The organism is Candidatus Omnitrophota bacterium, assembly GCA_030650275.1.
Taxonomy (GTDB): domain Bacteria; phylum Omnitrophota; class Gorgyraeia; order Zapsychrales; family Fredricksoniimonadaceae; genus JACPXN01.
The window spans coordinates 21,948-34,957 of the sequence record JAUSEK010000021.1 but is presented as its reverse complement, the minus strand read 5'-3'; the positions used below and the strand labels follow the sequence as shown (position 1 = coordinate 34,957).

The window sequence follows — 13,010 nt, the reverse complement described above, 5'->3', positions numbered from 1 at the left end:
AGGTAAGATATTATGAAAACTTTTCAGCAGTTTGAGAAAAAAATAGAGAACATCCCTATAGCCACCTCCTGGTATTTGGCAGATTTGGGGGAGGCAAAAGGAAAGCAGGAGCTTTTTACCAAACAGTTCCCACAGAAACTGAAAGTTTTAAGAGAGCATGCTTTGATTGAAAGCGCTGTTTCTTCCAACAGGATCGAAGGGGTGCTTGTTGATGAAAAACGTGTGGCGACGGTTGTTTTTGGCAAGACCCATCTGAAAGACCGGAGCGAGGAAGAGGTGCGTTGTTATCGCACCGCACTTGATTGGATCCATCGTGAAGGGACGGGGGTCTCGATTTCCGAAAAAACAATCCTTAAGTTACACCAGATGAGCCGTGGTGAAATTTGGGATGCCGGAAAATATAAAGAGAAAGAAGTAGATATTATTGAGAAATTACCAGGTGGGGGAGAACGTGTGCGTTTTAAAACTCTAGATCCTTCAAGAACACCTGGCTTTACAATGGAGCTTGTCAAATATTGGCAGGACGCTTTAAAGGAAAAAAGCGTTCATCCTTTGATTGCGTTGGGCGCTTTCAATCTCGACTTTCTTTGTATTCATCCATTCCGGGATGGCAATGGTCGTGTTTCGCGGCTATTGCTCTTGCTTCAATGTTATACGCTGGGCTATGAGGTTGGACGCTATATTAGCCTTGAACGGCTTATTGAGCAAAACAAAGAACGCTACTATGAAACATTGCAACAGAGTTCTCAAGGGTGGCATGAGGGTAAACATGACCCTTGGCCCTATATCAATTATCTTCTCTATATTCTTAAAACGGCTTACCATGAGTTTGAAAGCCGGGTAGGGCAAATAAAAAGCCCACGAGGATCAAAAACGGAATTTATTGAAACGGCTATTAATGCCTTTGAGAAGGATTTTACCCTTTCGGATCTTGAAAGAGCATGTCCTGGGGTTAGTCGGGATATGATCAGAATAGTTCTTCGTAATCTTCAAAAATCGAAGAAAGTTAAATGCCTTGGGCGGGGGCCCGGAGCCGTTTGGCAGAAGAGGTAATACCTCTAAAAGAGGGTAATAATAGAGGTAATAATGAATTTACAAACAGTCACAATTTAGACACCAAACGAAATAAGGAAGATTTACAGAAATTATATTTATCATAAGTTATTGTAAGCATTGGTGTTATGATATTGGAGAGGTGGCAGAGTGGTCGAATGCGGCGGTCTTGAAAACCGTTGCCTCGCAAGGGGCCCTGGGTTCGAATCCCAGCCTCTCCGTTTTTTATTTCACTTTCTATATGGGTCAAGTCCGTAAAATAGGAAATACGTATTACGTTGAATTCTACGCCCGGGGACTTTTGTATTCCCAGATCGCCGGGCCTGATCGGACCGCTGCCCAAAAGTTGTTGGAAGACATTGAAACCAAGATCGCCGGCGGAGAATCCCTGACCATTGTCCGCGATATTGATCTTCCTGTTTTTCTTGAACAGTTTTTAAATGACGCGGCCGGCCAGCATCCCCCCAAAACATTGGAACGCCTGCGCCTGACCGCAAATCATTTCAGCGCTTTTTGTAAAAAAGACCACCCGCATTTGATCAAATTATCCCAGGTGACACCTGCTGTCATTGAATCCTACAAGGCCCATCTTGCCAAGGGCCGGGACGTTAATCCAAAAAAAGTGAACCTGACCCTTTTGCTGTTGCGAGAAATTTTGGAATACGGCATCAAAACCGGTTTTATCAATGATAATCCTACGGTGCATGTCCGCCTTTTGCCTATGTCGGTTGTGCCGCGTGTTTTGACGGCCCGGGGAAAGATGGTCAAGGATCTGATCGGTAAAGGGGTATTATTGGGCAGGATATCCATCTTGTTGAAGATGTCTGACATCGCCCGGCTCATGTACTATGCAAATTTGATTCCCTTAAGCAGGGAAGATATGTATAATTAACGACTTTGGGAGAGGTGGCAGAGTGGTCGAATGCGGCGGTCCCGAAAACCGTTGCCTCGCAAGGGGCCCTGGGTTCGAATCCCAGCCTCTCCGCCATTTTTCGGTATACCTATATGATGAACATTCATGATGCCTGGGATAAGGCCTTAAGAGAAACCGATATCATCCGTTCCCGCGTCCAGTCCCTGCAGACGTTTAAGGAAACGCATGTCCCGTATGTGCTTTTGTCCGCTTCATCCATCAACCCCGGCGATACCGTGGTGCGCAAGGGAGAGGTGGTCGTGGACCGCCCGTCGCTGATCCTGCCTCCCAACATCCCCCAACTGGAAGGGTTCTCTTTGGAAGGCCTTGATCCTTCTCATGAAGAGAGCATGGTTAATTTTTTGCTGGTACGCGGCGGTTCGGGGCCGTCTTTGAAATACGACAATAAGACCCATTCTCTTGATGTTTTTGAAGGGGACGTGCATGCCGCCATCCGGCATTACGGCGATCTTCTGCAAAGGCAGGAAAACACCCTGGCCGGTCTGTTGGTGGGGCCCCAGGACGTGTGGCCGTTCTCTTTATTGATCTTTATCTGCTCGCAGATCGCCAAGAATTCAGCAACAGACATCCGCCGCTTGCTGGATGAATATCACCGCGGGTCTTCCTGAAATGGCCAAACGCCTGCTTTTTCTCCTGCTGTTTTTGTCCGTCTTTTCACCCGTATATGCCGATCAGGTCCGCAAAGAAGTTCTGGAAAACGGCATGACCGTTCTGGTCCAGGAAATGCCGTCCAGCGAAGTCCTGTCTATTGATGCTTATATCAAGACCGGGTCGGCGGTTGAAGGGGAATATTCAGGCGCCGGGATATCCCATTTCATTGAACACATGCTGTTTAAGGGCACGGCCAAGCGTCCTGTCGGCGCCATTGCCAAAGAAGTTGAGGCCTTGGGCGGCACCATCAACGCGTCTACTTCTTTTGATCACACCATTTATACACTGGATCTTCCGTCGGGCAATTTTGCGCAAGGGCTGGACATCATCGCGGACATGGTGGCCAATTCCGCTTTTGATCCTGCCCAGGTTGAAAAAGAACGCGAGGTCATCCACGGAGAAATGCGTTTGTACAATGACCGTCCTGACCGGCGCTTGAGCGATCTGGTTTTCAGGAATGTCTATATCCGCCATCCCTACCGCCATCCGATCATCGGGTATCCGTCGCTGTTTGACGGTGTCACGCGGGAGGGGTTGTATGCGTATTACAAGTCCCGGTATATCCCCAATAATATCATTTTGTCTGTCGCGGGGCCTGTGCGAAGCCCGGAGGTTCTGCCTTTGATCAAAGAGGCGTTCAAAGATCTTAAGCAGAGGCCATACCTTGAACGCAATACCCCGCAGGAGCCGCCGCAGATAGCACAGCGCCGCTTTGAAGACCATTTTGCAACACCGCTCATCCGTTTTTCTTTGGCCTATCAAGGGGTGAGCATCGCCGATCCGGATTTGTATGCCCTTGATGTTTTGGCCATGGCGTTAGGGCAGGGGGAGGGCTCGCGGCTTTATCAGGATATTTATGAGAAAAAGAAATTGGTTGAAGAGATCTCCGCTTTTAATTTTACTCCCCAGGACAAAGGCATGTTCGCGGTTGAAGGGGTGATGAGCAAGGACCATTTGTCCGCTGTTCTGCAAGCGTCCAGATCCGCTATTGAGCAGGTCAAGCGCTCGGGCTTGGATGCTCAAGAATTGGAAAAGACCAAACGCCAGGTCTTAAGCCAGTTCGTATTTGGCAATCAGACATCATCCTCTTTGGCATATAGGGCGGCCACCGACGAGGCCATGATGGGAGATCCGTATTTTTCCAAGAAATACGTGGATGCCGTTAAAAAGATCGGCAATGAGGACATTAAACGCGTGGCCCGGCGCTATTTGACGGATGATCACCTGACGATCAATGTTTTAAGGCCTATGCAGGGCGGTCCTGCTTCCGGGACGGTTGAAATAAAACCGCGAAAGTCCAATATCCAAAAGATCGTTTTGGACAATGGTCTGACCGTTCTCTTGGGAGAAGATCATAGCGTCGGGGTTATCGCTGTGGATTGCGTTTTTAATGCCGGGACCCGTCAGGAAAATCCTGAACTGTCCGGTTTAAGCATGCTGGTGTCCAGGGTCTGGACTAAAGGCGTTAAAAAGAACGTGGAAAACCGGGGCGGTTCTTTGTCCGGGTTTGCCGGACGCAACAGCATCGGTTTGAGCATGAACGTCCTGTCCGACGACCTGTCTTTTGCTTTGGACACCATGCAGGGCCTGTTGGCGCAACCCTCTTTTTCCATGGATGAAATAGAACATGAAAAGACCAACATGGCCGCGGACATTGATGCCAGGGATGATGACATTGCTTCGGTCGGTTTTAAAGAATTGTTTCAGACCTTGTATTTGACCCATCCGTTCGGCCGTGATGTTCTGGGCACCAAGGGGTCGGTGCAAAAGATCACCCGTCAAGACGCGATTGAATACTACCAGCGTTTTGTCCGCGCGGACAACGCGGTGCTTGCTGTTTTTGGGGATTTTGATCCCGCGTCCGTGATACAGGAGATCAGGAAAAAGTTTTCCGGTTTGTCTAAAGGCAGGCCGTTGCTCAAAGAATTTCAGGAATCGCCTCCCCAAAAGACCCGTGAAAAAACAGTGGCCATGGACAAAGAACAGGCGGTTGTGATGATGGCTTTCCAGGCGCCTGTTTTGAAAGACGAAGACCGCTGGACCATGGAAGTCATCGACGCGGTGTTGGGTTCCGGTTTGAGCGGGCGGCTTTTCGTTAAGGTCAGGGATGAATTGGGCAAGGCCTATACGGTGGGTTCGGATTATACGCCCGGGGTGGATGCCGGAATCCTCTCACTTTTTGTCTTGACGACGGAAGATAAAATTGATACTGTCAAAGGAATTCTCACGCGGCAGGCACAGGCCCTCGCCGCCGAGGATGTCACGGATGAAGAGATCAACAGCGCCAAGGCCTATTTGAAAGGGATGTTCAAGATGGGCCTGGATACCCCGGCGGCTCTGGCGTCATTGAGTGCGCTCAACGAACTGTACGGTTTAGGGTATCATTTTCATAAAGATTTTGACGCGCGTATCAATGCCGTTACTAAAAAAGACATCCGGCGGGTTGCCAGGAAATATTTGGACATCCAGACGTCTGCCGTCGTGATCATCAAGAAAAGACCGAACGTATGAGCAAAGAGAAAATTTTGGACCTGGAAGAACTTTTACTGGAGCAATTGAAGGGGAAGATGGCGCTCGTTTTGCCCCAAAGCGAGCGTCAGGAGATCGTGGTGCATGCCCTCAATCTGCTTCTGGGACAAAAAGACGGTGAGCCGTTCATCGGCCTTTTTCCTTCAAAGAATGAAAAGGGCCATTTTGCCAAGAATTTCCTTTCTTACGGGATCGTTGAAGACCTGCTATGCGACGCCGAGGTGGAGGACATCATCATCAACGGGCTTAAGCCCGTTTTTATCCACCACGCCCAAAAAGGGTTCATCACGACCGGGCGCAATTTTGCTTCTTCCAGAGAACTTCATTTATTCATCCAGAAACTTCTGGTCTTCGCCGGACGCGCCGGTTATCATAAGATCGCCAATCTGGAACTGCCCAACCTCGCCGGACGCGTCAATATCATTGACGCGCCGCTGGGGCCGCAATTGACCATCACCAAGACCAAGATGGATCCGTTGAGCGTCATTGATCTGATCAAACGCGGGACCATGAGTTATGAGGCGGCGGGGCAGTTGTGGCTGTATCTGGAAGGGCTTTCCATCCGGCCGGCCAATATCATCATCGCCGGCGGACCGGGGACAGGCAAGACCACCTTGCTCAACGCGTTGTTGAGTTTTATTCCCACCAAGGACCGTCTGGTCATTATTGAAGACACCTTGGAATTGAATACTTTTTTGGAAGACAGCTGCTCGCGTCTTGAGACCGATGATGAATTGAGCCTTTCGGACCTGGTCAAGAACAGTTTGCGCATGCGCCCCGAGCGCATCATCGTCGGGGAGGTGCGGGGGGCGGAAGCGCGGGACATGATCACGGCCGTCAATATCGGCAAATACTGCATGGGCACGATCCACGCCTTGAGCGCGCGGGAAGCGATCATGCGCCTGCACAATGAACCCATGAACATCCCCGAGTCCCTCATCACGCTCATGGATGTTTTTGTCATCCTGAAACGTTATCACGTGGAGGGCAAGATGTTCCGTGTCGTGGACGAGATCTCGGAAACCAGCGGGATGGAAAATATGAAGGTGCTTTTGTCGCATGTGTTCAAATACAATTACGACCAGAAGCGCGTGATGCCGGTATCGCCCAGCACGGTGTACCGCGACCGGTTGTCGCAGGAAAGCGGCATGGCCCCCAGGGACATCATCAACGAAACATGGTTGAGGGGGGCGGTTTTAAAGACATTGGCTGACAAGGGGGCGCACACCATCACGGAAGTGACCACGTTCTGCCGGCATTACCATGCCGACCCCGGGGATGCCATGGCGAAAATAGGCCTCGACCGGGAACGGATGTTAAGAGAATTAAAAAATCGTTGAAAATTTGCGCCTATAGCTCAACTGGATAGAGCATCAGTCTACGGAACTGAGGGTTAGAGGTTCGAGTCCTCTTAGGCGCGTTTAACTTTCATAAAGGACTCGAAGGAGCTCTGTTTATAAACTGCGACGAATAGGAGCAGTTTATAGAGCGGGTGGCCGACCCCGACTTCAATAATACGAGAAAAGTCGGGGCGCCGAGTCCTCTTAGGCGCGTTTTTTATCCTATGGCTTTATCTGAAAAATCTTCCCGCGAATTTTTGACCATCCTGTCCGGGCTTGCCCACGAATTGGACGGCCCCCTGCAGTCGGTCAGCAAAAGCACGCAGAAACTCATTGACGAATACAAACGCCGCGATTTTGAATACCTGTCTTATAAGGATTTTACTAAAATTATCACCACCCTCGAGCAGATGAACCGCCAGCTCAAACGCTGTTGCGCCGCCACCGGCCGTATGCTGGTCAGATCGTCCAGTGGCTCCTGCGCGGTCAATGAGGTCATCAGAGAGATCGCTGCTTTGTTAAAGCAACAGATCAAGGCGGCCAGGATCAAAATGTCCCTGCGGTTGGCCAAGGATATCCCGCCCGTCCGTTTGGGGAAGGTTGAATGCCACCAGGTCATCCATAATGTTTTGGTCAATGCCATGCAGGCCATGCCAGCCGGAGGGACAGTGAGGATACGCACGACCCGGGACCGGTCAAATAAGAGAGCGGTGGTCGAGGTCCAGGACGAAGGCGTTGGCATCACCCCGGAACATTTGTCAAAAGTTTTTGAACCGTTTTTTACCACCAAGGAACGCGGTTTTGAAAAAAGCGCCGGTCTCGGCCTTTCCGTGGTCCACACCATCGTTGAGAAAGCGGGTGGCGGTATCCACATCAAAAGTTCTTTGCGCACAGGCACCGTTGTCCGTATTGACCTTCCTTTAGCGGTTATTTCCAAACCCTGATGACCCAAATTGATGAGATGTTCATGCGGGAAGCATTGCGCCAGGCAAAAAAGGCCTATGAGGCGGATGAAGTTCCCGTCGGCGCGGTGATCGTCCATGAGAATAAGATCATTGCCCGGGCCCATAATCAGGTGGAAACGCTCAAAGATCCCACCGCGCATGCCGAAATGATCGCCATCACGCAGGCGACGAGCGGCTTGTCCGCGAAGTGGTTGCGGGAGTGTACCCTCTATGTTACAATCGAGCCCTGTTCGATGTGCGCCGGGGCGCTGGTGCTGGCCCGTTTGAAGCGTTTGTGTTACGGTGCCGAGGACCCCAAAACAGGCGCATGCGGGTCTTTGATGAACATCGTCCGGCATGAGCGGTTGAACCATCGTGTTGATGTTGTCGGCGGGATCCTGGCCGGCGAATGCGGGGCCATTGTCAGTGAGTTTTTTGAGAAGAAGCGCAAGGCAAAAGCTGTGCAGGATAATTAGGGAGAGGTGCCGGAGTGGCCGAACGGAGCTGCCTGCTAAGCAGTTGACCGGGGTAACCTGGTCCCAGGGTTCGAATCCCTGCCTCTCCGTTTTTATATTAGGTTTAACTTTAGAAATCCTTCGTAAACCTACACCCGTAAGGTTGTAGATGGATAGCATCCGAGGCAATGATTTTTTGCCGAGGACAGGCGAAGCCTGAAAGTAACAAGAACAACAGAAGTGCCACGACCGTGAGGTCGTGGATATCTACTGATTCGAAGCCGACCCGAGCGCCACTGGTTCAAGCGAGGGCGGCCGGCTTCGGAGGAGGCGTGACGAATGTCACGCCGGGGGAGAAGGAATCCCTGCCTCTCCGTTTTTTAAGTTTATCTGCAACTCAATATCTTCCAATCAGTTATATTCTATTAGAATTTTTTAATTAAAAGTTTAATTCGGCAACTCATTGCAGGACTTGGTCTTGCTGACATATCCACAGGGTGGAAAACGTATTCCACACCAGGGTATGATGGCGTAACCCATTTATACTGCAATGGTTATATATTAATTTTCCAGCAAGGGCATGCGGTTTGAAACCCTTGCTTTTTATTTGGCATAGGACATACTCTCTATTAGAATTTTGAAATACCTGTTCTACGACAAAGGCAAACCCATTGTAAAGTGGGGGCGCAAAGTCATAGGATCCTTAACCTTAGAAGGATAGCCTGACTTCCGAATATGAACAAAACTCCGGTAGTTCCCACCTCCCTACGTTCATTATTGCTTACCATGGTTTTTTTATCGGCATTTAGCTGGCCGTTGAATGCCCGTGCCTTGACACCATTAGATATATATGATTTAACGCATGGCGCCTCTCAAAGCATCATAAGATTGGCAGACCCTGGTACGGGCCTGTCACCCAGTTTATATGGCCATCCGGGATTTGAAAATTTGACCTTCATCTATGACGCCGCGGTCATGGCCATGATATTAAAGGCGGCGGGAAACCAGGGCGAAGCCGAAAGGATCATCGATTATTTCACGCAGCGATTACATATTCCCCGCAATGAGATCGTTAACAACAGCGATGCGAACAAAACCTATGGCATATTAAAACTTTTTGGAAAAGACAGTCCTGCATTAGGCTTGATCAATGCTGTTGACCGCACATCCATCCGAAAGCAAGGGAAGGGAGAATTGGAATATTTGACAACGCCAGGGCCGACCGCTTTTCTCATCATGGCGATGCTGCAGGTCAATAAAGCAAAATATTTGTATGATGCCGTTATTTTGGGAGAAACCTTGCTGGCCATGCAAAGACCGGACGGCGCTGTCAGCGATGGAGATAGGACGCCCGGCAGGGTCCATACCGAACCGCACGCGGACACCGTTGATGTTTTTTATCAATTGTTCGAGTTGACGCAAGACATGAAATGGAAACAGGCCGCGGACAGGGCTTCCGCGTGGTTTATGAACAATGTTTATCTGCCGCGGCAAGGAGCGATCCATCAAGGGATATGGGAAAACGGTCCGAGCGCGATATTTGCCACAGACGCCTATTCATGGACCATGGCTGGAAAATTGGGGGATGCGGTCCCGCTGGACGCGCTCGAACGTTTAACGGGAACCATGCTGGCGAAAAGTCTTGTGCGCGTCACGCTGGAATTTCCCGGCGGGAAAAGCCGGACCATCATTTCCGTTGATTTTACAGATGCTAAAGATCCTGATGTCATCAAGGCCCGTGGAGGGTTTCATCCTGTGGGATCGCCCGAGTGGACCGGCGGGGTCATTTTAGCTTTACAGAAGAACGCCGTAAGATTTTGGAACGCGGGCAGCAGGAAAAAAGCCAGAAATTTCAAGGCGATCGCCGAATTGCTGACGGATGAATTGTTAAAAGCGGCCTATGAAGTGAAGGGTTTTAAAATGTTCTTTTATGCCACCGGGCAAGGCGTAGCCGTCGGGCACGGATGGAAAACTCCATTTTTTTATGCCAAAAATCCTTCCGGAGGAATTGAAGGGGGTAGTTTTATAGGCGCTTGGGGAGTGTTGCCCATTAATGGGGTGAATCCCTTTGTCCTCGATGATGACTATTTTTCAATTTATAGACAGATCAATATCAGCGCAGGTGAACGGAAAAGAGCCGCAGATCATGTCAACAGCATCGTGGCGGATAGATCTTTTCAGGAAAACGTGCCGACTCATTTTCCTGACCCAAGGACGCAGGTTGTTGAGCCGGGACAATACAATTTGCACGCGTGGCAGGCATTTGAAAAGAAGGATTACAATGAAGCCATTGTTTGGGCGCAGAAGGTGATCGATGATCCGGTCTGGGTCCGTTTGGCCCAGGAAGAGCAAGGACAAAAATCCCGGGAGATCGGCGGATTGATCGCGTATCCCTGGGGAACGACGTTTCGAGGCAATAATAATCCTTTACATATTGCGATCTGGAAATATCCTATATTGAATGAAGTGGCCGCGGCCATGTGGATCTTAGCGGCCAGTCATTATGAGCTGGGAAACAGGGAAGAATCAAAAAAATGGATGAAACGTATCCTTTTGGAAGTTTCCTATCATCAAATCCCAAACGTAGTCTATGATCCCGATACCGGAAAGAAAAATCTGATCAACGGGTATTGGAACGCATCGGTATCCTGGTCGATGAATCCGGGTCATTCCAAAAGGGACGAACAGATGGGGAGTCTTATCAAGGAAATGGCTTTGAACGTTGAACCTCCTCAAATAGTCAACAGGGCGCGGCCCGCGATGGCCATCCAGCCGAGGATATTTGCCATTATTCAGTCGGGTATAGCCCTGCCCCTGTGGCCGCCGTTAGCGCCACCGGCGAAGTCGCGATGAATTCTTCCCACATCCTCAAGGTTTGCCAGGAACTTAATTTAAGAGAAAAGCAGGTCGTTGCCGCCGCCGTCCTTTTAGACGAGGGCGGCACTGTTCCTTTTATCGCCCGTTACCGCAAGGAAGTCACCGGTTCTTTGGATGAGGTGGCCATCACGCAGATCCGCGACCGCCTGCGGCAAATGCAGGAACTCGACGAGCGCCGCGCCGCCATTCTGGAGTCCATCACCAAGCAGGGCAAACTCTCCGACGATCTGAAAGAAAAGATCAATGCCGCCCAGACCATGACGGTGCTGGAAGACCTGTATCTTCCGTATAAGCCCAAACGCCGCACCCGGGCCACCATTGCCAAAGAAAAAGGTTTGGAACCGTTGGCCGCGCTCATTTTTAAGCAAAATCCGGACGTTGACCCAAAGATCGAGGCCGCGCGTTTTATTGACCCTGCCAAAGGTGTTGCCGATATTGACGAGGCCCTGGCCGGCAGCCGCGACATCATCGCGGAATGGGTCAATGAAAATGCTCAAGCCCGTGCCAGGATCCGTGCCCTTTATCTGGAAAAAGCAGTACTTGAATCTAAAGTCATCAAAGGCAAGGAACAAGAGGGGGTTAAATTCAAGGATTACTATGATTGGAAGGAGCCGGTGAAGACAGCGCCGTCCCACCGCGTTCTGGCCATGCGCCGGGGGGAGAAGGAAGAATTCCTGATGATGCGCATCACCGTTGGTGAACAAGAGGCCCTGTCCATTCTTCATGAGATGTTCGTGGCCAGCCCCGCGAATGCCTGTTCATCGCAGGTGCAAATGGCTGTTGAAGATTGTTTCAAACGGCTTTTGTCTTTGTCCATAGAGACAGAGGCGCGTCTGTTAAGCAAACAAAAAGCCGATGAGGAAGCCATTCAAGTGTTCGCGGATAATTTGCGTCAATTATTGATGGCATCGCCTTTGGGACAAAAGAATATTTTGGCCATGGACCCCGGTTATCGCACGGGGTGCAAGGTGGTGTGTTTGAACGCCCAGGGCAAGTTGATGCACCATACAGTCATTTATGTCACCCAAAGCGAGGCGGAAAAAGAACGCGCCATTCAGACGATGAAGAAATTATGCCAGACGTTTGATATTGAATGTATTGCTGTTGGTAACGGCACAGCCGGCCGCGAGACCGAGGCCTTTGCCCGTTTTTTGAAATTGCCCGGCATCCAGGTCGTGATGGTCAATGAGAGCGGGGCATCCATTTATTCCGCTTCCGACGCGGCCCGTGAAGAATTTCCCGATCATGACGTGACGGTGCGCGGGTCGGTGTCCATCGGCCGGCGCTTACAGGACCCTCTGGCGGAGTTGGTGAAAATAGACCCCAAAAGCATCGGTGTCGGCCAGTACCAGCACGACGTGGACCAGAACAAATTAAAGAACATGCTTGATGACGTGGTGATCAGCAGCGTCAATCAGGTGGGGGTGGAGGTCAACAGCGCCAGCAAACAATTGTTGATGTATGTTTCCGGTTTGGGTCCGGCTTCGGCCCAGGCCATTGTGGAGCATCGCAACACCAACGGCGCGTTCAATGCGCGGGAAGAATTAAAAAAGGTACCCAAATTAGGCGCCAAGGCCTTTGAACAGGCGGCTGGTTTCTTGCGCATCCGCGGCGGTAAAAGCTCGCTTGATGCTTCGGCCGTGCATCCGGAAAGTTATGCCATTGTTGAACGGATGGCTAAAGACGTCGGGGCTTCGGTGGAGGACCTGATGAAGGATGAGAAATTGCGTCAAAAGATCGACGTGCATAAATATGTCAGCGAGCAGGTGGGTCTGCCGACGCTTTTGGATATCAAGGAAGAATTGGCTAAACCCGGACGCGACCCGCGCGCCAAATTTGAAGTTGTACAATTTAAAGAGGGGGTTGAAAAACTTGAGGACCTGACCCCGGGTATGGAGTTGACCGGCATTGTCACCAATGTCACGGCCTTCGGGGCCTTTGTGGACATCGGCGTGCATCAGGATGGGCTGGTGCACATCAGCGAAATGTCCGATACCTATATCAAAAGTCCCGCGGATTTTCTTAAGGTCCAGCAGAAGGTAAAAGTGAAGATTTTAGAGGTGGACATTGCCCGCAAGCGTATTTCCCTGTCCATGCGCAGCAAGCCCAGCGTTAAACCTCAAGGCAGCAAGCCATCGCCTAAGCCGTTTGCTAAACCATCTGAATCGGAAAAACCGGTCCGCAAGTCCCTGTACCGTTGGTAATACGCAAATATCCCTTGATTTTA

9 protein-coding genes, 4 tRNA genes and 1 riboswitch are annotated in these 13,010 nt (G+C 50.5%); all 13 genes read left to right on the top strand.

Going from position 1 to position 13,010, the window contains the following annotated elements; genetic code table 11:
- Positions 1-12 precede the first annotated feature (12 nt).
- The 13 genes from Q7K71_05575 (at position 13) to Q7K71_05515 (ending at position 12,987) form a co-directional block, all read left to right on the top strand.
- The gene (locus Q7K71_05575) at positions 13-1,053 is read left to right on the top strand and encodes a Fic family protein (protein ID MDO8675565.1); all 1,041 of its coding nucleotides are present in this window, start codon (positions 13-15) and stop codon (positions 1,051-1,053) included.
- A 136-nt stretch (positions 1,054-1,189) separates the two neighbouring features.
- Positions 1,190-1,274: transfer RNA gene (locus Q7K71_05570), tRNA-Ser, on the top strand.
- A gap of 20 nt (positions 1,275-1,294) precedes the next feature.
- Entirely contained in the window at positions 1,295-1,945 is a 651-nt protein-coding gene (locus Q7K71_05565; protein MDO8675564.1) for a phage integrase SAM-like domain-containing protein, read from the top strand.
- A gap of 8 nt (positions 1,946-1,953) precedes the next feature.
- A tRNA-Ser gene (locus Q7K71_05560) sits at positions 1,954-2,041 on the top strand.
- Positions 2,042-2,058: 17 nt separating this feature from the next.
- Positions 2,059-2,595 (top strand): hypothetical protein, encoded by a 537-nt coding sequence (locus Q7K71_05555; GenBank protein ID MDO8675563.1) that lies wholly within the window; start codon positions 2,059-2,061, stop codon positions 2,593-2,595.
- Positions 2,570-5,149: a pitrilysin family protein gene (locus tag Q7K71_05550; protein MDO8675562.1), complete on the top strand. Its 2,580-nt coding sequence runs from the start codon at positions 2,570-2,572 to the stop codon at positions 5,147-5,149. Before Q7K71_05555 ends, Q7K71_05550 begins: the two co-directional genes overlap by 26 nt.
- Positions 5,146-6,507 carry an ATPase, T2SS/T4P/T4SS family gene (locus tag Q7K71_05545; GenBank protein MDO8675561.1) on the top strand — a complete coding sequence of 454 codons (1,362 nt, stop codon included), beginning with the start codon at positions 5,146-5,148 and terminating at the stop codon, positions 6,505-6,507. The genes Q7K71_05550 and Q7K71_05545 overlap by 4 nt, the downstream gene beginning before the upstream one ends.
- 6 nt (positions 6,508-6,513) lie before the next feature.
- A tRNA-Arg gene (locus Q7K71_05540) sits at positions 6,514-6,587 on the top strand.
- A 144-nt stretch (positions 6,588-6,731) separates the two neighbouring features.
- Positions 6,732-7,451 (top strand): ATP-binding protein, encoded by a 720-nt coding sequence (locus Q7K71_05535; protein ID MDO8675560.1) that lies wholly within the window; start codon positions 6,732-6,734, stop codon positions 7,449-7,451.
- On the top strand, positions 7,451-7,927 hold the full coding sequence (gene tadA, locus Q7K71_05530; protein MDO8675559.1) for a tRNA adenosine(34) deaminase TadA: 477 nt from the start codon (positions 7,451-7,453) through the stop codon (positions 7,925-7,927). The genes Q7K71_05535 and tadA overlap by 1 nt, the downstream gene beginning before the upstream one ends.
- Positions 7,928-8,016, top strand: a tRNA-Ser gene (locus Q7K71_05525).
- Positions 8,017-8,557: 541 nt separating this feature from the next.
- Positions 8,558-8,640: riboswitch (cyclic di-GMP riboswitch) on the top strand.
- Positions 8,641-8,692: 52 nt separating this feature from the next.
- Entirely contained in the window at positions 8,693-10,759 is a 2,067-nt protein-coding gene (locus Q7K71_05520) for a hypothetical protein (protein MDO8675558.1), read from the top strand.
- Positions 10,756-12,987, top strand: a complete 2,232-nt coding sequence (locus Q7K71_05515; GenBank protein MDO8675557.1) for a Tex family protein — start codon at positions 10,756-10,758, stop codon at positions 12,985-12,987. The genes Q7K71_05520 and Q7K71_05515 overlap by 4 nt, the downstream gene beginning before the upstream one ends.
- The last annotated feature ends 23 nt before the right edge of the window (positions 12,988-13,010 follow it).